Below are 22642 nucleotides of genomic sequence, written 5' to 3'. Positions count from 1 at the left end.
AAGGCAGGAGGGCGGGCCGGTGCCAGGGGCACGGCGGTACCCGGCGGACCCGGTAGCCTTCCTGGGGAAGGAGCACGCGACAGGGGAGGATCCGGCGGTGCACGTCCAGGAATGGCTCGACTCGGTACCGGCGGTCGCCGTCTACGCCGTGGTGGCACTGGTCATCGGTGTGGAGAGCCTGGGCATCCCGCTCCCGGGCGAGATCGTCCTGGTCTCCGCCGCGCTGCTGTCCTCCCAGCACTCGGGCGTCAACCCGTTCGTCCTCGGCGCCTGTGCGACCGCGGGCGCGGTGATCGGCGACTCCATCGGCTACGCGATCGGCCGCAAGGGCGGCCGCCCGCTGCTGGCCTGGCTGGGAAACAAATTCCCGAGCCACTTCAGCGAGGGCCACGTCGCCACCGCCGAGCGCTCCTTCGAGAAGTGGGGCATGTGGGCGGTCTTCGTCGGCCGCTTCATCGCCCTCCTCCGCATCTTCGCGGGCCCGCTGGCCGGCGTCCTCCAGATGCCCTACTGGAAGTTCCTGACCGCCAACCTCCTCGGCGGCATCTGCTGGGCGGGCGGCACCACGGCGGTCGTCTACTACGTCGGCATCGTCGCGGAGGACTGGCTGAAGAGGTTCTCCTACGTGGGCCTGGCAGCAGCGGTCCTCTTCGGCCTGGCGTCCATGCTGATCGTCCGACGCAAGGCGAAGAAGGCCCAGGTGACGATGAAGGAAGCGGAACCTGTGAGTGCCGGGGAGTAGAGGTCTTTTTTGGGGGGCGCGGAGCTGTATCAATTTGCGGCTCCGCCGCGTGGGCGCGACCAGCCCCCACCGCGCCGCACCCGCTATGAGTCCTGCTCATGCACCCCGCGATGCGCCTTCGCCAACTCCGCATACAAGGTCCCGTTGAGGGTCACCCCCTCCCGCTCCTCCCGGCTGAGCTCGCGCCGCACCTTCGCCGGCACCCCCGCCACCAACGACCCCGGCGGCACCACCATCCCCTGCGGCACCAACGCCTGCGCGGCCACCAGCGACCCCGCCCCGATCACGGCCCCGTTGAGCACGGTCGCCCCCATCCCGATGAGGCAGTCGTCCCCCACGGTCGCCCCGTGCACCACGGCGTTGTGCCCGATGGACACCCGCTCCCCGACCGTCACAGGGAACCCCGGATCCGCGTGCAATGTCACATTGTCCTGGACGTTCGCCTGCGCCCCCACGACGATCTTCTCCACATCCCCCCGCACCACCGCGCCGTACCAGACACTCGCCCCGGCCTCCAGCGTCACGTCCCCGATCACCGAGGCCGTCGGCGCCACGAACACGTCGGCCTCGACCTTCGGCTCACGCCCCCCGATCCCCACGATCAGCGCTTTCTGCGTCACCACGGTCTCCCATCGTCATCGACGTCCACGGCAACCTAGCTCACCCCCTGGGGCGAAGATCACAGCAGCCCACCCTCTGTAAGTCGGCGCCCGCTGAGTACCGTGACCCCGTGCCGAAGCCCAAGAACACGTTCTCATTCTGGCGACACCGCCTCGCCCAGCGCGCAGTGCACGCGGCCTGGGCCTGGGTCCAGCGCACCGGCTCGGTCACGGCCGAGCACCCGGCAGGGCTCCGCTTCGGCGCCCTCGGCGAAGCCACCCGCCTCGCCTTCCCGCTCGGCACGGTCTTCGGCGAGCCGTGGATCCACCTCGGCTCGCACTGCATCGTCGGCGAACAGGTCACCCTCACCGCGGGCCTCATGCCCGACCTCGACCTCGGCCCCGACCCGATCCTGCGCATCGGCGACGGCGTGGTCCTGGGCCGCGGCAGTCACGTCATCGCGGACACGACGGTCACCATCGGCAGCGACTGCTACTTCGGCCCGTACGTCTACGTGACCTCCACCAACCACTCCTACGACGACCCGCACGAGCCCATCGGCAGGCAGTGGCCCCGCATGGAGCCCGTGGAGATCGGCCCGGGCTGCTGGATCGGCACCGGCGCGGTGATCCTGCCGGGCGCGCGGATCGGCCGGAACGTGGTGGTGGCCGCCGGCGCGGTGGTCCGGGGCGCGGTGCCCGACCACGCCGTGGTGGCCGGCGCGCCCGCCCGGGTGGTACGCCGATGGACCCCCGAGACCGGCTGGCAGCCGCCGCTGCGCACGCCCCCGCCGGTGCCGATCCCGGCCGGCACCACGCCGGAGCAACTGCGTGCGCTGGCGGAGCTGGCCGAGGAGGACGTGGCCCGGCTCGCCGAACTGGAGCCCGAGAGCTGAGCGGCGCCGGCCGGGCCGTCGGCCGCCGCTCAGCCGGTGGCCAGCAGCAGCGTTCCCACCAGCGCCAGCCCGGCGCCCGCCGCCTGGATCGCGCGCAGCCGTTCACTGAGGAAACCGCGGGCCGCGAGCGCGGTGACCACCGGGTAGAGCGAGGCGAGCACCGCGGCGACGGTGACCGGGCCGTGCTGGGCGGCGACCGAGTACGTCCCGTTGGCCGCGACGTCGGCGAGACCGACGAAGCCCAGCGCCGGGAGCGCGGACCAGGCGAAGCCGCCCTCCGGCAGCGCGGGCCCGCCCTTGCGCACGGACAGCCACAGGGCGGCGCCGCCGGTCGCGACGCTGGTCAGCCGCTGTACGAAGAGGGCCAGGAAGAGGCCGGCGACCGTGGTGGACGCCTCTGTGATCAGCGCGAACACGGTGCCGAAGCCGGCCGCCGCGACCAGGGTGAGCAGGATCGTCCGGCGCTGGACGGGCGCGCCGCGCAGCTGGGGACCGCCGGCCAGGACGACCCCGGTGACGGCGACCGCGATGCCCGCGACCTGGAGCAGCCCCGGCCGCTCACCGAGGAACAGCCCGACCCCGACCGGGACAGCGACGCTCAGCGTGGCCAGCGGGGAGACCACCCCCATCGGGCCGAGGGCGAGGGCCTTGTAGAAGGAGAACAGCGCGACCGGTCCGACCAGACCCGCCGCGAAGGCGAACCACAGCCGCGGCCCGGCCTCGCTCCAGCCGCCGGTGGCGGCCACGACCACGCCCAGGACCACCGCCGCCAGGCCCTGCGACACGACGACCACCGTGAGCGCCGGGGCGCGTCGTGTGAGCAGCCCGCCGCCGAAGTCGGCCAGTCCCCACAGGAGACTGGTGGTCAGGGCGAAGAATGCTGTCACGACCCGCCTCGCAGTACAGTTCGGTGAACGATCAGGTACACCCCACCGTAGTTCACCAAGATGAACTCCGTCATCTAAAATATTGGACCATGATGCTCTCCACGATGGACGGAACGTGTCGGACCTCGACCTGCTGACCCAGTCCCTGGCCCGCAACGTCAAGCACTGGCGGGCGGTGCGCGGCTTCACCCTGGACGTGCTCGCGACCCGGGCCGGGGTCAGCCGCGGCATGCTGATCCAGATCGAGCAGGCCCGCACCAACCCGAGCATCGGCACCGTCGTCAAGATCGGTGACGCGCTGGGCATCAGCATCACCACCCTGCTCGACTACGAGCAGGGCCCGAAGGTCCAGATCATCCCCGCCGACAAGGCCGTACGGCTCTGGCACACCGAGGCCGGCAGCTACAACCGGCTCCTCGCCGGCACCGAGGCGCCCGGCCCGCTGGAGATGTGGGACTGGCACCTGATGCCGGGCGAGAGCAGCCCGTCGGAACCCCACCCCACCGGCACGGTGGAGATCGTCCATGTCATCGCCGGTGAGCTGACCCTCACCGTCGACGGGACCGAGTACCGCGTGCCGACGGGGGCCAGCGCTTCCTTCGAGGCCAACACGGCCCATGTGTACGGCAACACCGGGGACGTGCCGACGGAGATGGTGATGACGGTCTCCGTGCCGCCCGTGCCCTGAGCCTCCCGGAGCGGGCTGTTAACGTGCGGACATGCGCGCACCCATCGGAAACTTCGACACCGCCGTCCCGGCCCCCGACTGCCTCGACGAGCTGACCGCGCCGGTCGCCGCCGCCCTGCGCGACTGGACCGGTGCCGTGCCCGCCGACCGGATCGTCTACGTCGAGACCGACCCGCAGTGGGCGGACACCGCGGTCTTCGTCGAGCACTACGGGCGCGACCTGCTGGAGCGGTCGGCCAACTGCGTGGTGGTGGCGGGCAAGCGCGGCGGTGAGACCACCCTGGCGGCCTGTCTGGTGCTCTCCACGACCAAGGTGGACGTCAACGGCGTGGTGCGCCGCCAACTCGGCGCCCGCAAGGCCTCGTTCGCCGCGACGGACACCGCGACCGGCGCGACCGGCATGGAGTACGGCGGCATCACCCCGATCGGACTCCCGGGCGACTGGCCGCTGCTGGTGGACTCGGCCGTGGTCGACCTGCCCTACGTCCTGGTCGGCAGCGGCCGCCGCCGCGGCAAACTCCTCGTCCCCGGCAAGGCGTTCGCCGAACTGCCGGGCGCCGTGGTGCTGGAGGGGCTCGGGGTCTAGGAAAGGGCGTGCGCGTGGTGGGCCAGTGCCTGGTGCGGGTCCGCCTGGCCGGGGGCCGGTGCCGGATCGGCGTGCACCAGGGCCGCCGTCAGCCTCGGTACGGCGTGCAGCAGCGCGTGTTCGGCCCCGACGGCGATCGCGTGGGCCTGCCGTACGGTCGCCTCGCCGTCGACCACCACCGCCACCTCGGCGCGCAGCCGGTGCCCGATCCACCGCAACCGCAGCTCACCCACCGCCCGCACTCCCGGCACCTCGCGCAGTGCCCGCTCGGCCCGGTCCGTCAACTCCGGGTCCACGGCGTCCATCACCCGCCGGAACACCTCGCGCGCCGCGTCCCGCAGCACCAGCGCGATCGCCGCGGTGATCGCCAACCCCACCAGCGGGTCGGCGAGTTGCCAGCCGAGCGCCGAGCCGCCGGCCCCCAGCAGGACGGCCAGTGAGGTGAATCCGTCGGTCCGGGCGTGCAACCCGTCGGCCACCAGCGCGGCCGAGCCGATCTCCCGGCCCACCCGGATCCGGTACCGGGCCACCCACTCGTTCCCGGCGAACCCGGCCAGTGCGGCCACCGCGACCGCCGGGAGGTGCGCGACCGGGCGCGGATCCAGCAGCCGGTCGACCGCGGTCCAGGCGGCGAAGGCGGCCGACGCGGTGATCGTCAGCACGATCGCGATCCCCGCGAGGTCCTCCGCCCGCCCGTAGCCGTAGGTGAAGCGGCGGTTCGCCGCGCGGCGCCCGAGCACGAAGGCGATGCCCAGCGGTACGGCGGTCAGCGCGTCCGCCGCGTTGTGCACCGTGTCGCCGAGCAGGGCGACGGAGCCGGACAGGACCACCACGACCGCCTGCACGGCCGCCGTCGCACCGAGCACGGCCAGCGACACCCAGAGCGCCCGCATACCCCGCGCCGAGGACTCCAGCGCGGGGTCGAGCTTGTCGGCCGTCTCGTGGGAGTGGGGCTTCAGGAGGTGGGTCATACGGTGCCGGAGGCCACCGGACGCGGGGGAGGGGTGGGAGTGGGGGCGGCCGTGCCGGTGGTCGTGATCGTGGTCGTGCTCATGACCGGGGGCGGGGCCGGGGGCGGTCTCGGCGTGCCGGTCGTGGGTGTGGGCGTGCTCGTGGGGGTGCCGATCCTCCGCGTGGGCGTGCTCGTGGGGGTGGCGGTCGTCCGCGTGTGCGTGTTCGTGATGGTGCCGGTCGCTCATGCGGCTCCCCTCTCCGGTGCGCGGGACGTGGACACGGGACGCCCACGACGCCATTATGTGCGTATGAGCGCACGCTTGCACCTATCACCTGCGCATCATGCGCATCCGCGCACCCCGGGCGAGGGACAGTTCGCGCTCGCCGCCGAACTCCTCGCTCTGCTCGGCGACCGCACCCGGCTCACCCTGCTGCACGCCCTGACCACGGGGGAGGCCGACGTCAGCACGCTCACCGAAGTGTGCGGCGCCGCCCGGCCGGCCGTCAGCCAGCATCTGGCCCGGCTGCGGCTCGCGGGTCTGGTGGGCACGCGCAAGGAGGGGCGCCGGGTGGTGTACTCACTGCGCCACGGTCATCTGCGGCGGCTGGTCGAGGAGGCGCTGAAGGTGGCGGACCACCGGCTCACCGAGACGGCTACCGCACAAGACGGCTGAGTTTCTCCAGCAGGGCGAGCACCGCCTCCGGATCGCTGGTCGCGGCCGCCAGGGCCGGGCCGAGGGGTGCTTCCTGGACCGCCCTCATGCGGGCGGACGGCTCGGCGGCCGGGCTCAGCAGCGTCCGGCGGCCGTCGCGCGGGTCGGGTTCGGCCGTGACCGCCTCGGCGCTGCGCAGCCGGGCCACGCAGTTGGAGACCTGGCTCTGGGCCAGGCCGGTGCGCTGGGCGATCTCCGTGACCGTGGTCCGAGGATGGTCCCGCAGGTCGGCGGCGACGATCAGCACCGTGCCGACGCTGGTGGGGTGTTCGCCGATGCCGTCCGTGGGGATGGCCGACTCGGCGAGCTTCTGGAGGCGGTGGCCCAGCAGATAGAGGTCGGTGACGTTCACGCCCGTCAGGGTACATCAGCGCAAGATGCATCTCATCTTGATGCATCTCCATCTGATGGATATGCTTCTGGTCATGCTGAAGACGACGAAGCTCCGCGGCAACCCCTGGGCCGTCCTGGTCACCCTGTCCCTCGGGTTCTTCATGACGCTGCTCGACATGACGATCGTCAACATCGTGATCCCGAACGTGATGAGCGACCTGCACGCCGGGCTCGACCAGGTGATGTGGACCGTCAGCGGGTACACGCTCGTGCTGGCCGCGCTGCTGGTGACGGCCGCCCGGCTCGGTGACCTGAGGGGGCAGCGGGCGCTGTTCGCCACCGGGGTAGCGGTGTTCACGGCGGCCAGCGCGGTGTGCGGACTGGCCGGCGGGGTCGGGGTCCTCGTCGCCGCCCGGCTGGTGCAGGGGCTGGGGGCGGCGCTGCTCACCCCGCAGACCATGGCGTTGATCATGGCCGTGTTCCCGGCCGGGCGGCGCGGCACCGCGCTCGGCGTCTGGGGCTCGGTCGCCGGGGTGGCGACGCTGTCCGGGCCGACACTCGGCGGACTGCTGGTCAGCACGGTCGGCTGGCGCTGGGTCTTCTTCGTCAACGTCCCGATCGGCCTGCTGGTCCTCGCCCTCACCTTCCTGCTGGTCCCCGACCTGCGCACCGGCCGCGCCCACCGGCTCGACCTGCCCGGCGTCCTGCTCTCCACCACCGCCCTGACCTGCGTGACCTTCGCCCTGATGGAAGGCGACCGGTACGCCTGGAACGCCGGGATCCTCGCGCTCGGCGCCGCGGGGCTCGCCCTCGCCGCCCTGTTCCTGCGCCAGCAGGCACGCCGTCAGGAGACCGAACCGCTGGTGCCCTTCCGGCTCTTCGCGGACCGCGGCTTCACCGTGATGACCGCGCTGGTCGGTGCGATCGGGGCCGCCCTGATCGCCGCCGTGCTGCCGCTCGGCCTCTACTTCCAGCAGCAGCTCGGCTTCAGTGCGGTGCACGCCGGGCTGGCCCTGGCGCCCTCCCCGCTGGTCTCGCTCCTCGCCTCCCCGTTCGCCGGACGCCTCAGCGACCGGATCGGCGGCCGCCGGGTACTGCTGGCCGGGCTGCTGTCCTTCTGCGCCGGGCTGCTCGCGGTGCTCCTGCTCGCGCAGGGCTCGGCCTCGGCACTGGTCTTCACCGTGCCGCTGATGTTCATGGGCCTCGGCACCGGCTGCATGATCGCCCCGCTCTCCACCGAGGCGATGCGGCACGTGCCCGCGCCGCTGGCCGCAGCGGCCTCCGGGGTCAACAACACGGTCCGGCAGCTGGGTTCGGTCCTGGGCGCGGCCGCCGCCAGCGCCCTGATGGCCGCGGGGGCCACGCCCCTGGCCGGCATCCACCTGGCCATGGCCCTCGCGGTCGTCCTGCTCGCCCTCGCCGGTACGGCGCTGTTCACGACCCGCGCGGGAAGCCCGGCGACCGTACCGGCGTAGCGCATGGCGCGTATCGCGTGGCGCTCAGAAGGCGGCGGCCGAACCGAGGTACTGCTCGGCGAAGGCCGTCGCCGCCGCGCGCGAGGTGAACAGCCTGCGCAGCCGGGCCAGACTGGTGCCCGCGAGGAACGGGTCGCCGGAGGCCGTGCCGTGGTAGATGCCGGACAGGAACCGAGAGAACTCCTGGTAGTCCCAGACCCTGCGCAGACAGGCGTGCGAGTAGCCCTCCAGGCCGGTGCCGTCGCCCTTCGTGGCGTGCGCGGCCAGCGCGTCGCCCAGCAGGAAGGCGTCGTGCAGGGCGAGGTTCATGCCCTTGGCGGCGATCGGCGCGGTCAGGTGCCCGGCGTCACCGGCCAGGAAGAGGCGGCCGAACACCATCGGTTCGACCACGTAGTCGTGCATGTCCAGCACGCGCTTCTCGATCAGCCGCCCCTCGGTGAGCGGCGGCGCCCCAGCCGCGCCGAGCCGCTCCCGCAGTTCGTCCCAGACCCGGTCGTGCGGCCAGTTCTCCGGATCGTCGTCCGGCGGGCACTGGAGGTAGTAGCGGGTGATCTCGGGGCTGCGCGCCATGTGCCCGGCGAAGCCGTTCGGATGGACGCCGAACACCACGCAGTCCGAGGACGGCGGCGCCTCGGCGAGCAGCGCCAGCCACGCTATGCCGTAGTCCTGCCGGGCGACCCGTACCCGCCCGGCCGGTATCGCGTCCCGGGTCACCCCGCGCGCCCCGTCGCAGCCCGCCACGAACTCGCAGTGCAGGATGTGCCGTTCGCCGGTCGCGGGATCGAGGTACGACACGGTGGGCCGGTCCGTCTCCAGGTCCTGCAGCGTGACGTCCCGCACCCCGAACCTGATGTCACCGCCGCGTACGTCGGCGTACTCCCGCACCAGATCCGTCACCAGCAACGGCTGCGGATAGACGTAGTGATGATGGTCCGTCAGTTCGCTGTAGTCGAACCGGAACCGGTCGCCGCCGAACCGGAACTCGCACTCGCTGTGCACCTGCGCCCGGGCCTCCAGGCCGTCGGCCAGACCCCGCTGCCGGAGCCCGCGCACCGCCCATTCCTCGATGACCCCGGCCCGCGGCCGGCTCTCGATGAACTCTCTGCTCTCGGTCTCCAGGACCACGCAGTCGACGTCGGCGGCCCGCAGGATGTTGCCGACGGCCAGCCCGGCGGGCCCGGCACCCACGACGACGACCGTACGGCGTTCTTCGGACGGGGAGTTGGAGTGGGGGGAAGGGTGATTCACCCTCACATTATGACGGTGTCCCGTCAGCCACGGCAGTGCCGCCGTGGCTGACGGGACGCAGGTGAGAAGGAGGGGTCAGTGCGCCGGGGCGTCGGTGACCACGACCTCGTCGATGCTGCGCTCGATGTCCTCGGCCGTGGAAGCGGTGGCCTTGGCCCAGTAGTAGATGCCGATCGAGAAGGCGGCGATGACCAGGATGTCCCACCACAGCGCGATGTTGTTCTGGCCGCCGAAGCTGCCCTGCCAGGAGATCAGGCCCATGCCGATCAGATAGACGGGCAGCCACTGCGCGGCCCGGAAGTCCAGCCGGGGCGCGTCGGGCAGGTTCCTGCTGTGGGCGTAGAACGCGTAACCGCCGAGCAGCAGGTAGCCGAGGACGATCGCGAGGCCGAGCCGCCACAGGATGTCCCAGCCGGACCAGTAGATGATCAGGTTGGCGACCACGAACGACAGCGGCGAGAGCAGCTTGCCGAACGGCAGCCGGTACGGGCGCTCCAGCTGGGGCAGCTTGTCGGTGAAGACGCCGTACGCCAGCGGGGCGCCGGCGTACATCAGCACGCTCGCCGAGGTGATGAAGCCCACCAGCTGCTGCCAGCTCGGGAACGGCAGGAAGCAGATCACGCCGGTCACGAAGGACATGATGAGACCGAACCACGGCACACCGCGGGAGTCGGTCCGGGTGAAGATCTTCGGCGCGTAGCCGTTCTTCGCCAGGCCGTAGGAGACGCGGGAGGTGGCGGTGGTGTAGATGAGGCCGGTGCCGCCGGGGGAGATGATCGCGTCCAGGTAGAGGATCCAGGCCAGCCAGCCGAGGCCCACCAGGGTGGCGAGGCCGGCCCACGGGCCGCTGATGCCCTTGTACGCGAGGTGGCCCCAGCCGTGCGCGAAGGTGCTGTGCGGCAGCGCGGCGATGAACACGACCTGGAGCAGGACGTAGATGACGGCGCCGATCGCGACCGAGCCGAGCGTGGCGCGCGGCAGGTCCTTCTTCGGGTTGCGGCTCTCACCGGCCAGCTGGATGGCCTGCTCGAAGCCGAGCAGCGCGAAGATGATGCCGCTGGTGCTGATCGCGGTCAGTACGCCCTTGGCACCGAACGGGGCGAAGCCCTCCGAGTGGAAGTTGGCCGGGTGGAAGTTGCCGATCGCGATGATGAAGATCGCGGCCAGCGGCACGGCGATCTTCCACCAGGTCGCGGCGCTGTTGGTGTGCGCGAGCACCCGGACGCCGAAGAAGTTGACGCCGACGAACAGGGCCATGAGCACGACGGCCGCCAGCAGGCCGCTCGCGGTCAGGGTGCCGTCGGCGTGCTGCAGGTGCTGGGCCCACTTCCAGTGACCGGCGTAACCGATCATGGCCTCGACCTCGATCGGGGCCACGGTCGCGGCCTGCAGCCAGGAGAACCAGCCGAAGGACATGCCGGCCAGGCCGCCGAACGCGTAGTGCGGGTAGCGGGCGGTACCGCCCGCCACCGGGAACATGCCGCCGAGCTCGGCGTGCACCAGTGCCAGGAGCACGATCGCGATCGCGCCGATCACCCACGAGATGATCGCCGCGGGGCCGGCCACGCCGACCGCCTTCTCGGCGCCGTACAGCCATCCGGAGCCGATGATCGAGCCCACAGAGGCCCACATCAGGCCGATGAGCCCGACGTCCCGCCTCAGACCGCCCGAAGGTGTGATGTCCTCCGTCGCGGCATTCTCGACACTCACCATGTCAAGTGGCCTCTCAGTTTCTGAACGCAGATTTAACGAGCAAGAGGGCACAATTTAAGGGCGCATGCCGCAGGCGGAGAAGAGTGTTGCCGAAGATTTGACCCTCGATCTTTCTTGTCTTGGCCAAAGCTTTTGCACTGGTCAGCAAGGGTCACGGAATGTCCGTATTCAGTGGTGATATGTGAGAAGAGGGTAAGACAGGCAAGCTCAGATTTTCCTCAAATCTGCCTCAGATGTGGTCCATGCGAGGGATCTCGATGGCGGGGCAGCGGTCCATGACCATGGCGAGGCCGGCGTCGCGGGTGCGCTCGTAGGCGGCCTCGTCGATCACGCCGAGCTGGAACCAGACGGCCTTGGCTCCGACGGAGACCGCCTCGTCGGCGACGGCGCCGGCGAGGTCGCTGTTGACGAAAACGTCGACAACGTCGATCTCGAAGGGGATCGCGTCGAGCGAGGGGTACCCCGTTTCGCCGTGGACCGTCTCTGCCTTCGGGTGCACCGGCACGATGCGCTTTCCGAAGCGCTGGAGCACCGCGGCGACGCCGTATGCCGGGCGCCGCTGGTTCGTCGACAGGCCGACGACCGCCCAGGTGTCGCCGAGCTCGGTGAGGATCTTGCGGACTGTACCTTCGTCGGCGTACACGCTCGGGCTCCTTGAGGTCGATGCAGAGACTGCTGCGTCCGACAACAGTGGATGGACCGCGGCGATTCCTCTCGACCGTGACCGGGCATCCGGGCCGGCGCCGATGATCAGGGCCGGTAGACCATCCCCGGCTGTGGCTTGGCGGGGGCGAGGAGCTGGGAGACCGTGACGATGGTGTAGCCGCGCTGCTCGAGCGCCGTGAGGATCCCCGGGACGGCCGGCACGGTCCCCTTGTGCAGGTCGTGCAGCAGGATGATGCCGTCACGGTGGGTCTGGTCGAGCACCCGCTTGGTGATCAGGGCGGAGTCGGTCGTCTCGTAGTCCTTGGCGGTGACGCTCCACAGCACCTGCGCCAGCCCCAGGTCCCGGCAGACCTTGGCGACCTTGCGGTTGGTACGGCCCTCCGGCGGACGCATCAGGACGGGCTTGACACCGGTGATCCTCTCGATGGCGTCCTGCGTCCGGGCCAGCTCCTGACGGGCGTCGGCCTCGTCGAGGTCCGTCAACCTCCTGTGGTTCCAGGTGTGGTTGCCGATCTCGTTCCCGTCTTCCGCGATGCGCCGGAGGATGTCGGGGTACTTCGAGATGTGGCCCTTGCCCTGCACGAAGAACGTGGCGTGCAGCCCCCGCTGCCTGAGGATGTCCAGCAGCCGGGGAGTCGTGGGGCTGGGGCCGCCGTCGAAGCTGAGGGCCACGCACTTCGCCCTACGGCAGTCGACGGGTCCGGCCACCGAGCCCGATGCCTTGGCGCGGGCAGCGCGTGGCGAGGTGTGATCGTAGGTGGTGACCGTCAGTGCCAGAGTCACGGCCACGGCCAGGACGGCGGCCGCCGCTGTCGCGACGGCGATGAGTATGCGTGACCGTCTGGTACGCGCGCTGAAGAGCATGCGAGCCCTTTCTTCGGTGGAGTTCCGGGACTACCGCGTGCCGGTGAGAGCCGGCTTCGCGGTGAGGTCCCGCAGATGTGTGTCGAGCGTCAGGTGATGTCTCAGGATGCGTCCGAGCCGACGTTCCACCAGGGTGTGGACGAGCAGGGACAGCCCCAGCATGCAGATGACGGACAGGGCCATCGAGGGGAGCGGCCCCAGCCCCGGGAACGCCCGGATCAGGCCTTTGGCCAGGGGAATGCCGAGGCTCTGGTGGACGAGGTAGAAGGGGTAGGTGAGCGCCCCGGCGGTCACCGGCCAACGCCATCGCAGTCCGGCGAGCGGGCCGATTCCGGCGAGGGCCAGCAACCCGAGGCACAGGGTGAGGACGACCGCGCAGACGGCCCAGGAGGGCCGGGCCTCGCCAGGGGGTACGGCAGCGTGGTCGGCCACCCGCAGTTCGAGCACGGTGAGTTGGTAGCACCAGGCGAACCCGAGCAGCAGCCAGAGCAGGAGGTTCTGTCCGAACCTGTGCATGAGGTGGAGCACCATCCCGGCGACGAAGAGGCCGGTGTACCGGGTCAGTACGAACTCGTCGAGCAGCGGTGAGTGGATCTCAAGGGCGATGACACCGGCCAGGAGCCAGACTCCGCAGAACGCCACCACTCTCCGGTAGGAGAGGCCGAAGACCAGCAACACGGCCATCAGCAGGTAGAAACGCGCCTCCACCCAGAGCGTCCAGCTGACCCCGTCGACCGGATCGAGCCCCAGCGGTCCCGGGGCCATCGTCAGGTTCCCCAGGACCGTACGGGGGTCGATGCGGGTGGCGGCGGGCCAATGGCCCAGCCGCGAGACCAGGACGAGCAGGACGACCAGGAGTACCGCGCACCAGTAGGCCGGGAAGAGCCGTGAGATCCGGGAGACGGTGAACTGCGCGGGAGTCCGTCCCCAGCAGCTCATGCAGATCACGAATCCGCTGATGAGGAAGAAGAACTCGACGCCGAGCCAGCCGTAGCGGCTGATCTCGTGCAGGAGCGGGGCGGAGTCCCGGAGCTCGGCCCTGCCCCAGAAGTGAGGGGTGGGAGTGCCCAGGAAGTGGTAGGCGGCCACCATCAGCGCCGCCACCAGGCGGAGTCCGTCTATCGCGGTCAGGCGCGATCGCCCGTGGTGAGATTCGAGGGACGGTATGTCGGACGGCATGTCGCAACCGGGGCCGTCTCAGGCGGTGGGCAGGGGCGAGCGGCTGACACGTATCTTCGACCGGCCGCGCAGTACCGGGTGTTCGCTGCCCTCGGTGAGGGCGGCGCGGTTGTGCGGCTTCTTCGGCGACTTGGCGTCGGCGGGCATGATGAAGCAACCTCCGTGCAGAAGTTGGGGGATCCCGGTGGGGGATGAAGGCGATGACGTGGTGAAGCGGATGTGCCTCGATGCGGGGTCGCCGTGGTCAGACGCGGCGGCGCAGGAGCAGCACGGTGGCGCCCGTGAGCAGGACGGCCAGGCCGCCGAGGACGGCGGTGTCGGTCCACTGGAAGGCCCAGTAGTCACCGGCCGGGTTGGCTTCGTAGAAACGGGCGACGTACCCGTGCGCCGTCATGCACTCCTTGAGCTGGGCGCCTGACGGGTAGGGGCAGTTGAACACGGACTCATGGCGGCCGGAGGCGGTGATCAGGCCGTAGTCGCCGGTCGACCACTTCTCGCCCATCGGCGCCTTGGGGACGATGCCGGCGCTGACGTAGGTGTGCGGCGGGACCAGCAGCCGGGTCCAGTGGGTCCACTCCAGCAGGAGCGTCATCACCCCCGTCACCAGCAGGGTCAGACCCATCGCCGCCAGGACCCTGCGGACCAGCAGACCGAGCAGGGTGCCGGCCGCCAGGCCGAACAGGGCGGCCGCGACGACGCGGGGGCCTGAGCCGCTCAGCGCCGTGTCGTCGTACCAGAACAGGCCGTAGCTCCGGTCGGCGGCCGGCCGCCACCACCACCCGAACACCGCCGCGAGCAGGCCGGACAGGACGGTGGTGGTCGCCGCGGCCAGGGCGAACCGGGAGGCGAACCACTGGCCGCGGCTCACGCCCTGGGCGAGGACCACGCGATGTGTGCCCAGTTCCCGGTCGCGGCCCAGCAGCGGGGTGCCCCAGAAGACCCCGATGAGCACGGGCAGGGCGATGTTCAGCGCCCCGAGGTACTTCAGCGGCGCGACGTCCAGCAGGAGGAGCTGGCCGGTGTCGGACCGGGTGCAGAACAACGGCCCGGTGGCGCAGTGGTCGAACAGCCCGCTGTGCAGGGCGTCCAGCATGCCCGAGCGGCAGTAGGCGGCGATGGCCGCGGCGAGGAGCAGAGCGGCCGCACCGATGCCGGCCGGTACGCGCTGCTGGCGCCAGGCGAGCCAGAGGGAGCCCTTCACGCCGCCGCCTCCGTCCGCTCGCACGGGACGGGGTGCCCCGGCTCACCGGCCTGGAGATAGCCGACCAGGACGTCCTCCAGCCTGGGCCGCTCGACGTGCCAGTCGCCGCGCAGCGGTCCGTGCTGCCGTATCAGGGCGGTCAGCTGTCTGCCGGCGGTACGGCGCTGGACGACCGTGTGCTGTCCGGTCAGCGCGTCGGCCCGGTCGGCGGGTCCGGTCAGTACGGCGTGACTCTCGCGCAGTGCCTCGGCGTCCTCGCTCAACTCGGCGCGGCCGTCGCGCAGCACCAGCACCCAGTCGCAGGTCTCCTCCAACTCGGGCAGGACGTGCGAGGACAGCACGATGCTCGTGCCGCGCTCGGCGGCCTCGGCCATGAGCTCCGCCATGATCTCGCCTCGGGCCACGGGGTCGAGGTCGGCCAACGGCTCGTCGAGCAGCAGGAGTTCGGGCCGCTTGCCGAGCGCCAGGGCGAGTGCGACGCGGGTGCGCCGCCCGGGGGACAGCTCGCCGACGCGGGCGCCGGGCGGGATACCGCCCTCGCGGACGATCCGCTCGGCCGCCGTCCGGTCCCACGAGGAGTTCAGCTTCGCGCCCATCAGCAGGGTGTCCGCCACGGTGAAGCGGGGGTAGAGCGGCTTGTCCTGGGTCAGCAGGGCGACCCGGGCGCGGGCCTCGGCCGTACCGGGTACGGCGCCCTGCGTACGCAGTTCCCCGGAGCCGGCCCGCAGCAGGCCCCCGGCCAGGTGCAGCAGGGTGCTCTTGCCGGCGCCGTTGCGTCCGACGAGGGCGGCGATGCGACCGCCGGGCACGGTGAACTCGCAGTCCCGCAGGGCCCAGCCGCCCCGCCTCCGGTACCGGAATCCGAGTCCCGTGGCGCACAGCGCGGCCGGCGCGTCAGGCCCGGTCATACGTCCTCCTTCTTCCGTTCCCGGTCGCCCGGGGTGCGGCTGTCGTGCTTGTCGTCGTAGGCGTCCAGGACCGCGGTGACCATGGCGAGGACATCGGCCCGCTCCAGGCCCGCGGCCCGGGCGCGTGCCACCCAGTCGGTGACCTCCCGGCGCAGCGGCGAGTCGTCCTCCGCGCCCGGCCTGGCGAGTGATCGCGTCACGAAGGTTCCGAGGCCGCGGCGCAGTTCGACCAGGCCGGCCTGTTCCAGGTCGCGATAGGCCCGGAGCACGGTGTTGGGGTTGATGGCGGTCGCCGCCACCACCTCCTTGGCCGTGGGCAGCTTGTCCCCGACCTTCAGAAAGCCCATCCGGAGCGCCCGTTCGGTCTGCTCGACGATCTGTACGTAGGCCGGTACGCCGCTGCCACGGTCGATCCGGTAGTCGATCACGTCGCCTTCCTCGGTTCCACCACTGTTGTACTAATGAATTAATGGAAGCATGGTGGATGTGTGGCAGAGCTGTCAAACGCCAATGAGCGCGCAGGTACGGGGGAGCACCACCGTTGGGGCATGCCGCACAGGCGAGACATGAGGGGCGGGAGGCCACACCGGCCCGGTGCCCTTGCGGCTGGACGGGCCGCATGGCGAGTCAGGGTCAGCGGGGTTCCTCGTACGGGATGCGGTTCAAGTGCAGGACCTTGCCCAGAGTGCCCCATTCGTCGCCGCCGAGTTTGGTGAGCGGGCGCAGCAGCTCGCTGCTGGGGCGGTCGTCCACGAGGTACTCCTCGTCGACCACGGCATGGAACACCCGTCCGAAGACCAAGGTGCAGTTGCCCATGCGCAGGGTGGTGTGTGAACGGCACTCCAGAGCCACATGAGCGGCTGCCACTCTGGGCGGACGCACGGTCCTGCTGGCCTCGCGCTCGATGCCGGCGATGTCGAACTCGCTGACCGCACGCGGGAAGTCGGTGGCAGTGGCGTTGATCAGCTGAAGGAGCGGTTCGGACGAGAAGTTGACGACGAACTCTCCGGTTTCCTCGACGTTGCGCAGCGAGTCCTTCCGGCCGATCGAGGTGAACTGGACGATCGGGGGATCGGTGCTGGCGATGCTGAAGAAGGAGTGCGGGGCCAGGTTCTCGGTACGTCCGTCGGGCGTGATCGTGGAGACCCAGGCGATCGGCCGTGGAATGACGACCGACGTCAGAAACCGGTAGAAGGCCGCGCTGCTCATCGCCTCAGGGGCGTATTCCACACGCATGGACCGAGTATCGGACCAGCACACCTGAGCGTTCCGCAGCCCGGTCGGGCGTGTCGTGCCGAGGCCGGGGGGCGCTGCGTGACATCAACGGGTGGCCGCCCTGTTCAGCGCAGGTGCCTGTCGGCGATCTCCCGGTACTCCTGCGTGGTCGGCTTGGGTATCTGCGAGCCTTCGCCGTAGAGGGCGCGGCTGAATCTGACACGCAGCCGCCCGGCAAGGCCGGTGCCGGCGCCCGGACCCCCCGCGTCGCCGTTCGAGCCGGGGGCGATCGGCGCGTATTGCTCATGCTGGGTAAGAAGGTGGAGTTCCTCCTGGCTGAGCGGCTCGTGCAGCTCGACGAACTCGCCGTGCGGCAAACGCTTGATGACGCCGGTCTCGCGGCCGTGCAGCACCTTGTCGCGATCTGCGCGCTGCAGACCGAGGGCACAGCGCTTCGCCACGGCGTACGCCGCGAGAGGCACGACGAGGAGGCCGATACGGACGGCCCATGTCACTGATTCGACCGAGACATGGAAGCGGGTGGCGATGATGTCGTTCGCGGCGCCGATGAGCGACACCAGATAGAAGCTGATCCATGCGACACCGAGTGCCGTGCGCACGGGGCGGTTGCGTGGTCTGTCCAGAAGGTGCTGCTCGCGATCGTCCCCGGTCACCCAGGACTCGATGAACGGATACGCGCCCATGGCCGCGAAGAGGCCGACGCCCACCGCCAGCGGAATCAGGTTGTCCAGTGCCAGGGTGTGACCCCAGAAGTCGATTTCCCAGCCCGGCATGACGCGCAGCAGTCCGTCCGCCACGCCCATGTACCAGTCGGGCTGCGATCCGGCCGAGACCTGGTCGGCATGGTAGGGGCCGTACAGCCAGATGGGATTGATCTGCGCGACTGCGGCGATGGTGAGGATGGCACCGGCGACCAGCAGGAAGAGGCCCGCGGACTTCACCGCCCGCACCTTGAGCGGCAGGCCCACGACATTCCTGTTGCTCTGTCCCGGGCCCGGATACTGCGTGTGCTTGTGGTGGAGCAGCAGGAGCAGATGGGCCACGAGCAGCCCCACCATGAGGGCGGGGATGATCAGAACATGGATCGCGTTGAAGCGCGCCACCAGTTCACCGCCCGGGAACTCGCCTCCGAAGAGAAACATCGAGAGGTAGGTTCCGACGATCGGTATGGAAAGGATCGTTCCGTTCACGACGGCGAGCCCGGTTCCGGAGAGCAGGTCATCCGGAAGGTCGTATCCGGTCAGCCCTCCGAACATTCCGAGGACCAGCAGCAGGAACCCGAACAGCCACTGGAATTCGCGGGGTTTGCGGAAGGCGCCGGTGAAGAACACGCGCAGCATGTGGACGAGCATGGCCCCGATGAACACCAGGGCCGCCCAGTGATGGGCCTGTCGGATCAACAGGCCGCCCCGGACGTCGAAGGAGAGGTGCATGGTCGAGTTGAACGCCTCCGACACCATCTGCCCCCGCAACGGCAGGTAGCTGCCGTCGTACTGCACCTCTTTCATCGACGGATGGAAGTACAGGGTCAGATAGACCCCTGTCACGACAATGACGATGAAACTGTACAGACAGATCTCTCCCAGCAGGAAGGACCAGTGGTCCGGGAAAGCCCTGCGCGCTTTGGTCCGGATCAGGCTGTACGGGCCCAGGCGCCCCTCTGCCCAGCGGGCAATCCTCTCCCCACCGCCTCCTTCTTTTGCTTCCTTTTTCTGACCCTGATCATCCATGCCCCTGCGACCATTCCTCATCCCGCCCGAAAGGGACGCTCTCGGCCTTGCGGAGAGGTCAGCCTTTCTGGCGTCCGTTACGCACAGCCCGGAAGTCCGGCCACGCCGCACCGACTCCTCGGGCGAGCGGGCTCATGACTGCTGCCACCCATATGACCGCGCACGAGGCATGGATGTGACACGCACGGCGGCAAGGCGGTGCTCAGCGCCGATCACGCTGCCGTTGTGACCGTCTCCGTGGCCCGGCGGGCCTCACGCTGCTTCATCAGGCGGCGTTCGCTCTCCGTCCTTCCACCCCAGACGCCCTCCACCTGACCGGCTCGCATGGCCCAGTCGAGACACTGCTCCATGACCGGGCAACGGCGGCAGACGGCCTTGGCCTCGGCGCTTTGAACGTGCGTCAGGACGCCGTCTCCGATGGGGAAGAACAGGTCGGGGTCGATGCGCACGCAGGCTCCCTGCTCGCGCCAATGCGTTGCGTGGTCGCGTTGTTCCGTAGCCATGGCAGGGAAAATCTCCAGGATTCGTCGCTCGACACGAGGACCTGGAATGCGGTCACGGTCTTTCTCGACTCCGTGAGGGATTCCAGGGGCTGTCAGGTGGGACCGGGCACCCGGCAGATGTGTGACACACGGGAAGACGTCGGTCGTCGAGTGGTCAGCCGGCCCTTGTCACGATCTTGCGCGGGTTGAAGTTGCCGCCCGGGTCGGCAGCGTCGAAGAGGCCCGACACGATCGCGACGCCCTGCGTCGAGATGTCCTCCTCCAACCACGGCGCGTGCTCCAGGCCCACCCCGTGGTGGTGCGAGATCGTGCCGCCGGCGTCGACGAACGCCTGCTGGATGGCGCGCTTGACGGTGTCGTACTCGCCGAGCGGGTCGTCGCCGAACGCGAAGGCGAAAGTGAAGTAGAGGCAGGCTCCGGAGTGGTACGAGTGCGACAGGTGTGACATGGTCCAGCCCTTGTGGCCGATCTCCTCGTAGGCGCGGTCGGCTGCCTCGTAGACCGCCGCGTGGATGCCACGCAGCTTCGACCACGGACCGGCGGTCTCACTCACGTCGCCGGCGGCACCGCGGTTGAGCAGGAAGTCGCGGATGTACGGCGTGTCGAACTTCTTCTGGTCGTAGAGCGCACCGGGTCCCTTGCCGACGCCGATGCCCTGATGCCTGCGCACGATCCGGTCCACGAGCGACTTCTGCCGTTTCACGTGTGCCTCGCCGCCCTCGAAGCCGATGAAGGAGAGGCACATCTCGTCGAGGTTCCAGCCACGTCTCCTGAGATACGCCATGAGGCCGGCCTGTGCCTTCTTCTGAATGCCCTTCGACTCCTTGCTCGTCGCCAGGGAGAAGCCCGTCTCGTGCGCGTCCGAGATACGGGTGACCGAGGGCGAGACGTCGCTCTCGGCGATCTCCTGCATCGCGGCGAGGCCGTGGTCGAAGTTCTTGAAGAAGTAGGCATGGATGGCCCGCTTCTCGGGGAGCCGGTGCACCTGCACCGTGACCTCGGTGATGACGCCGAGCCGTCCCTCCGAGCCCACCACCATCTCCCGCACGCTCGGCCCGGTCGACGCGCTCGGGACAGCACGGATCACGAGGACCCCGCCGGCCCGTACGACACGCAGCCCCTTGACGATGTCCGCGATGTCGCCGTACTTGTCCGACTGCATGCCGGACGAGCGGGTGGCGACCCACCCGCCGAGTGTCGAGTGGGTGAACGAGTCGGGAAAGTGCCCCATCGTCCAGCCGTCCCGGTTGAGTTGGGCCTCGAGGCCGGGGCCTAGCGCCCCGGCCTGGATGCGCGCCAGGCCGGAGTCGGCGTCGATCTCCAGCACCCGGTCGAGGCGGCCGAGGTCGAGTGAGACGACCACCCGCGACTCGTCCCGGTGCGGTTCGAGGCTGCCCGCGATGTTGCTGCCGCCCCCGAAGGGGATGATCACGGCGTCCGCGTCGACGGCCGCGTCGACGACACGTCGCACCTCCGCCTCGTCGGCCGGGTAGACGACCACATCGGGGGTGCGCGCGATCTCGCCGGTCCGGATGCGGACCAGGTCACGCAGGCTCTTGCCGTACGTGTGGACGACCCGGGACAGGTCGTCGACGGCGGTGTACCCGGCTCCCACGATGCCGCTCAGAACCGTGACGAACTCCTCGGGCGCCGTCGAGAGCGGCACCTTCAGCTGCGAGAAGTCGGGCCGTTCGGTGTGCTCGGCCGCCCAGAGATCGAGACCGATGGCCTTCTGCACGAACGGTGCGAAGCCAGGCTTGTCCTCGTGTCGGAAGCCGACACCTTCCACGCCCCAGCCCCACCACTTCATGTGTGTCACCTCACCGGTCGGCATCGCGTCGGTGCGGCAGGCGGGTTCGGTCATGAACGGTCTCCTTCAAGTACACGAGGTGAGGTGACATGCGTGCCGAGGATGCGGTCGGAGTGTTCCTCGGCCAGGGCGACGATCGCCGAGCGGATGCGCTCGGTGAACTCGCTCCTCAACTCTCCGGGATGGGCGGTGAGCGGTTCGCCGAAGACAACCCCGACCGGCAGACGGCCCGGTTTCGGCCAGTTCGATCCGCGAGGATGCGCCGCATGCGCGCCGATGACCGCGACGGGGAGCACCGGCACCTCGGCCGACGAGGCGAGTGCCGCCGCCCCCGGCTTGAACGCCCCGAGCGATCCGTCGTGCGAGCGGGTGCCTTCGGGAAAGATCAGGAGCGGCACTCCCCGGTTCAGCAGGGCCTTGGCGCTCACCTTGCGTGTGTTCCTTCCGGTGCGGTCGACCGGGAAGGCGTTGAAGAAGAGCGCCGTGAGGCCGCGCCGCCGCCACACGTCGAAGAAGTAGTCGGCGGCGGCTCCCACCGCGAGGTAGCGCGCCAGCCGGCGGGGCAGCGCGCCCATGATGAGCGGTGTGTCGAGGTGCGAGGTGTGATTGGCGACGACGACATATGCGTCCTTGATGTTCGCCAAGCGCTCGCGCCCAAGTACCGTGACGCTGGTCACGCTCCAGACGACGGGCTTCAGCAGCCCCCGCTGTGCGATGAAACGCGCCGCAGCGTGAGAGCGTGACGTGAAACGGTCGCGCACCGTCGCAGGCATCCGCTTCCTTCCCGTGCGGGCTCGCCCGCACTGATTCTTTCAGTGAGTGGGACTGCCGTTGCGGCTGGACGAGATCCGTCGCGAGATCCACCGCACCGTGCGGCGCGGCAGATGACGTGCGAGCCAGACGAGCAGCCGGTACCGGAAGCTCGGCAGGGAGATCACCCGCCCGCGGCGCACGTCGCGCAGACCCGTCTCGACGACTCGCTGGGCGTCGAGCCAGAGGAAGTCCGGAATGCTCGACGACCGGATTCCGGCGCGTGCGTGGAATTCCGTGCGGACCCAGCCCGGACAGAGCGCCGTCACGGTGACGCCCGTGCCATGGAGCTCGTTCGCCAGTCCCTCGGTGAGCGAGGTCACGAAGGCCTTGACGGCCGAGTAACTCCCCATGGTGACGAACCCGGCCGTGCTCGACACATTGACGATCGCACCGTGCCCGCGTTCGCGCATGGCCCGCCCGGCAGCGCCGGCGAGCACCAGAACCGAGCGCCCCATGACCTCGATCGCTCGGTCGTGCGGGGCGATGTCGGCCGAGGTCATCGGTGCGTGCACGCCGAAACCGGCGTTGTTCACGAGCATGTCCACCGGACGGGCGGGGTCATCCAGCCGGGCGGCGACACGCTCGACATCGGCACGATCGGACAGGTCGGCAGGCAGCACCTCGACGGTACGGCCCCGGGATTCGAGCTCGACCGCCATCCGGCCGAGCCGCTCCGTGTCCCGCGCCACCAGGACGAGGTCCCATCCGCGGTCCGCCAGAGCCCGGGCGAACGCTGCGCCGATACCCGACGTGGCACCGGTGACCAGTGCGACCCGTATTCGGCTCAGCACGGCTTCACATGCCGTGTGCTCGGCATCCGTGCTCCCCGCTCGCAGGTCTTCCGAGCCCGACCCAGGTGAATCGCCACGGTCGTGCGGCAGCCGACGGCTGAGTCCTC

Annotated in this window: 25 protein-coding genes; 6 read left to right on the top strand and 19 right to left on the bottom strand. The window is 70.0% G+C overall.

Annotated elements, in window-relative coordinates; all coding sequences use genetic code 11:
- Nucleotides 1-97: 97 nt before the first annotated feature.
- Entirely contained in the window at nucleotides 98-742 is a 645-nt protein-coding gene (locus ACWGKQ_RS15465) for a DedA family protein (protein ID WP_453292427.1), read from the top strand.
- Between the two features lie 83 nt (nucleotides 743-825).
- Here the strand turns inward: ACWGKQ_RS15465 and ACWGKQ_RS15460 are convergent, their stop codons facing one another.
- Nucleotides 826-1362 carry a gamma carbonic anhydrase family protein gene (locus tag ACWGKQ_RS15460; protein WP_453292426.1) on the bottom strand — a complete coding sequence of 179 codons (537 nt, stop codon included), beginning with the start codon at nucleotides 1360-1362 and terminating at the stop codon, nucleotides 826-828.
- 110 nt (nucleotides 1363-1472) lie between these two features.
- Between ACWGKQ_RS15460 and ACWGKQ_RS15455 the strand changes: the two genes are divergently transcribed.
- Entirely contained in the window at nucleotides 1473-2237 is a 765-nt protein-coding gene (locus tag ACWGKQ_RS15455) for an acyltransferase (protein ID WP_453292425.1), read from the top strand.
- Between the two features lie 29 nt (nucleotides 2238-2266).
- On the opposite strand, the gene ACWGKQ_RS15450 is transcribed toward ACWGKQ_RS15455, so the two are convergent.
- Nucleotides 2267-3124 (bottom strand): DMT family transporter, encoded by an 858-nt coding sequence (locus ACWGKQ_RS15450; RefSeq protein ID WP_453292424.1) that lies wholly within the window; start codon nucleotides 3122-3124, stop codon nucleotides 2267-2269.
- A gap of 115 nt (nucleotides 3125-3239) precedes the next feature.
- Between ACWGKQ_RS15450 and ACWGKQ_RS15445 the strand changes: the two genes are divergently transcribed.
- Nucleotides 3240-3812, top strand: a complete 573-nt coding sequence (locus ACWGKQ_RS15445) for a helix-turn-helix domain-containing protein (protein WP_453292423.1) — start codon at nucleotides 3240-3242, stop codon at nucleotides 3810-3812.
- Between the two features lie 31 nt (nucleotides 3813-3843).
- Nucleotides 3844-4398: a YbaK/EbsC family protein gene (locus ACWGKQ_RS15440; RefSeq protein WP_453292422.1), complete on the top strand. Its 555-nt coding sequence runs from the start codon at nucleotides 3844-3846 to the stop codon at nucleotides 4396-4398.
- Here the strand turns inward: ACWGKQ_RS15440 and ACWGKQ_RS15435 are convergent.
- Nucleotides 4395-5597 carry a cation diffusion facilitator family transporter gene (locus tag ACWGKQ_RS15435; protein ID WP_453292421.1) on the bottom strand — a complete coding sequence of 401 codons (1203 nt, stop codon included), beginning with the start codon at nucleotides 5595-5597 and terminating at the stop codon, nucleotides 4395-4397. The genes ACWGKQ_RS15440 and ACWGKQ_RS15435 overlap by 4 nt on opposite strands.
- A gap of 63 nt (nucleotides 5598-5660) precedes the next feature.
- Here ACWGKQ_RS15435 and ACWGKQ_RS15430 point away from each other — a divergent pair, with 63 nt between their 5' ends.
- The gene (locus ACWGKQ_RS15430; RefSeq protein WP_453292420.1) at nucleotides 5661-6026 is read left to right on the top strand and encodes an ArsR/SmtB family transcription factor; all 366 of its coding nucleotides are present in this window, start codon (nucleotides 5661-5663) and stop codon (nucleotides 6024-6026) included.
- On the opposite strand, the gene ACWGKQ_RS15425 is transcribed toward ACWGKQ_RS15430, so the two are convergent.
- Nucleotides 6007-6417 carry a MarR family transcriptional regulator gene (locus ACWGKQ_RS15425; protein ID WP_453292419.1) on the bottom strand — a complete coding sequence of 137 codons (411 nt, stop codon included), beginning with the start codon at nucleotides 6415-6417 and terminating at the stop codon, nucleotides 6007-6009. The genes ACWGKQ_RS15430 and ACWGKQ_RS15425 overlap by 20 nt on opposite strands.
- Nucleotides 6418-6490: 73 nt before the next feature.
- On the opposite strand from ACWGKQ_RS15425, the gene ACWGKQ_RS15420 reads away from it, so the two are divergent.
- Nucleotides 6491-7873: a DHA2 family efflux MFS transporter permease subunit gene (locus tag ACWGKQ_RS15420; protein ID WP_453292418.1), complete on the top strand. Its 1383-nt coding sequence runs from the start codon at nucleotides 6491-6493 to the stop codon at nucleotides 7871-7873.
- A 24-nt stretch (nucleotides 7874-7897) separates the two neighbouring features.
- Here the strand turns inward: ACWGKQ_RS15420 and ACWGKQ_RS15415 are convergent, their stop codons facing one another.
- The 15 genes from ACWGKQ_RS15415 to ACWGKQ_RS15345 all read right to left on the bottom strand — a co-directional run bounded on the left by ACWGKQ_RS15415 (nucleotide 7898) and on the right by ACWGKQ_RS15345 (nucleotide 22523).
- Nucleotides 7898-9121, bottom strand: a complete 1224-nt coding sequence (locus ACWGKQ_RS15415; protein WP_453292417.1) for a 4-hydroxybenzoate 3-monooxygenase — start codon at nucleotides 9119-9121, stop codon at nucleotides 7898-7900.
- A 75-nt stretch (nucleotides 9122-9196) separates the two neighbouring features.
- Complete coding sequence (locus ACWGKQ_RS15410) at nucleotides 9197-10834, bottom strand: APC family permease (protein WP_453292416.1); 1638 nt, start codon at nucleotides 10832-10834, stop codon at nucleotides 9197-9199.
- A 229-nt stretch (nucleotides 10835-11063) separates the two neighbouring features.
- Nucleotides 11064-11477 (bottom strand): CoA-binding protein, encoded by a 414-nt coding sequence (locus ACWGKQ_RS15405; RefSeq protein ID WP_453292415.1) that lies wholly within the window; start codon nucleotides 11475-11477, stop codon nucleotides 11064-11066.
- Nucleotides 11478-11584: 107 nt separating this feature from the next.
- Complete coding sequence (locus ACWGKQ_RS15400) at nucleotides 11585-12364, bottom strand: polysaccharide deacetylase family protein (RefSeq protein WP_453292414.1); 780 nt, start codon at nucleotides 12362-12364, stop codon at nucleotides 11585-11587.
- Nucleotides 12365-12394: 30 nt separating this feature from the next.
- Nucleotides 12395-13543, bottom strand: a complete 1149-nt coding sequence (locus tag ACWGKQ_RS15395; RefSeq protein WP_453292413.1) for an acyltransferase family protein — start codon at nucleotides 13541-13543, stop codon at nucleotides 12395-12397.
- Between the two features lie 18 nt (nucleotides 13544-13561).
- Complete coding sequence (locus ACWGKQ_RS15390) at nucleotides 13562-13690, bottom strand: hypothetical protein (RefSeq protein WP_453292412.1); 129 nt, start codon at nucleotides 13688-13690, stop codon at nucleotides 13562-13564.
- Nucleotides 13691-13787: 97 nt separating this feature from the next.
- Nucleotides 13788-14744, bottom strand: a complete 957-nt coding sequence (locus ACWGKQ_RS15385; protein ID WP_453292411.1) for a transporter — start codon at nucleotides 14742-14744, stop codon at nucleotides 13788-13790.
- A complete protein-coding gene (locus tag ACWGKQ_RS15380; protein ID WP_453292410.1) occupies nucleotides 14741-15652 on the bottom strand; it encodes an ATP-binding cassette domain-containing protein in 912 nt (303 codons plus the stop codon). The genes ACWGKQ_RS15385 and ACWGKQ_RS15380 overlap by 4 nt, the downstream gene beginning before the upstream one ends.
- Entirely contained in the window at nucleotides 15649-16080 is a 432-nt protein-coding gene (locus tag ACWGKQ_RS15375) for a GntR family transcriptional regulator (protein WP_453292409.1), read from the bottom strand. Before ACWGKQ_RS15375 ends, ACWGKQ_RS15380 begins: the two co-directional genes overlap by 4 nt.
- Nucleotides 16081-16285: 205 nt before the next feature.
- Complete coding sequence (locus ACWGKQ_RS15370; RefSeq protein WP_453292408.1) at nucleotides 16286-16888, bottom strand: flavin reductase family protein; 603 nt, start codon at nucleotides 16886-16888, stop codon at nucleotides 16286-16288.
- A 104-nt stretch (nucleotides 16889-16992) separates the two neighbouring features.
- Complete coding sequence (gene qcrB, locus ACWGKQ_RS15365; RefSeq protein WP_453292407.1) at nucleotides 16993-18618, bottom strand: cytochrome bc1 complex cytochrome b subunit; 1626 nt, start codon at nucleotides 18616-18618, stop codon at nucleotides 16993-16995.
- Between the two features lie 212 nt (nucleotides 18619-18830).
- Nucleotides 18831-19121 carry a WhiB family transcriptional regulator gene (locus tag ACWGKQ_RS15360; protein WP_453292406.1) on the bottom strand — a complete coding sequence of 97 codons (291 nt, stop codon included), beginning with the start codon at nucleotides 19119-19121 and terminating at the stop codon, nucleotides 18831-18833.
- A 154-nt stretch (nucleotides 19122-19275) separates the two neighbouring features.
- On the bottom strand, nucleotides 19276-20985 hold the full coding sequence (locus ACWGKQ_RS15355; RefSeq protein ID WP_453292405.1) for an FAD-binding oxidoreductase: 1710 nt from the start codon (nucleotides 20983-20985) through the stop codon (nucleotides 19276-19278).
- A complete protein-coding gene (locus tag ACWGKQ_RS15350; RefSeq protein WP_453292404.1) occupies nucleotides 20982-21704 on the bottom strand; it encodes a lysophospholipid acyltransferase family protein in 723 nt (240 codons plus the stop codon). Before ACWGKQ_RS15350 ends, ACWGKQ_RS15355 begins: the two co-directional genes overlap by 4 nt.
- Before the next feature lie 39 nt (nucleotides 21705-21743).
- Nucleotides 21744-22523 carry an SDR family NAD(P)-dependent oxidoreductase gene (locus ACWGKQ_RS15345; protein WP_453292497.1) on the bottom strand — a complete coding sequence of 260 codons (780 nt, stop codon included), beginning with the start codon at nucleotides 22521-22523 and terminating at the stop codon, nucleotides 21744-21746.
- Between the last annotated feature and the right edge of the window lie 119 nt (nucleotides 22524-22642).

The organism is Streptomyces sp. NPDC054770, assembly GCF_053611985.1.
This window is presented reverse-complemented; position numbering and strand designations above follow the sequence as displayed.

Coding starts and splice junctions, on each gene's coding strand:
- ACWGKQ_RS15440 (WP_453292422.1), top strand. CDS start 3,844: ATGCGCGCACCCATCGGAAACTTCGACACCGCCGTCCCGGCCCCCGAC.
- ACWGKQ_RS15435 (WP_453292421.1), bottom strand. CDS start 5,597: ATGAGCGACCGGCACCATCACGAACACGCACACGCGGACGACCGCCAC.
- ACWGKQ_RS15430 (WP_453292420.1), top strand. CDS start 5,661: ATGAGCGCACGCTTGCACCTATCACCTGCGCATCATGCGCATCCGCGC.
- ACWGKQ_RS15420 (WP_453292418.1), top strand. CDS start 6,491: ATGCTGAAGACGACGAAGCTCCGCGGCAACCCCTGGGCCGTCCTGGTC.
- ACWGKQ_RS15410 (WP_453292416.1), bottom strand. CDS start 10,834: ATGGTGAGTGTCGAGAATGCCGCGACGGAGGACATCACACCTTCGGGC.
- ACWGKQ_RS15400 (WP_453292414.1), bottom strand. CDS start 12,364: ATGCTCTTCAGCGCGCGTACCAGACGGTCACGCATACTCATCGCCGTC.
- ACWGKQ_RS15395 (WP_453292413.1), bottom strand. CDS start 13,543: ATGCCGTCCGACATACCGTCCCTCGAATCTCACCACGGGCGATCGCGC.
- ACWGKQ_RS15390 (WP_453292412.1), bottom strand. CDS start 13,690: ATGCCCGCCGACGCCAAGTCGCCGAAGAAGCCGCACAACCGCGCCGCC.
- ACWGKQ_RS15380 (WP_453292410.1), bottom strand. CDS start 15,652: ATGACCGGGCCTGACGCGCCGGCCGCGCTGTGCGCCACGGGACTCGGA.
- ACWGKQ_RS15370 (WP_453292408.1), bottom strand. CDS start 16,888: ATGCGTGTGGAATACGCCCCTGAGGCGATGAGCAGCGCGGCCTTCTAC.
- qcrB (WP_453292407.1), bottom strand. CDS start 18,618: ATGGATGATCAGGGTCAGAAAAAGGAAGCAAAAGAAGGAGGCGGTGGG.
- ACWGKQ_RS15360 (WP_453292406.1), bottom strand. CDS start 19,121: ATGGCTACGGAACAACGCGACCACGCAACGCATTGGCGCGAGCAGGGA.
- ACWGKQ_RS15355 (WP_453292405.1), bottom strand. CDS start 20,985: ATGACCGAACCCGCCTGCCGCACCGACGCGATGCCGACCGGTGAGGTG.
- ACWGKQ_RS15350 (WP_453292404.1), bottom strand. CDS start 21,704: ATGCCTGCGACGGTGCGCGACCGTTTCACGTCACGCTCTCACGCTGCG.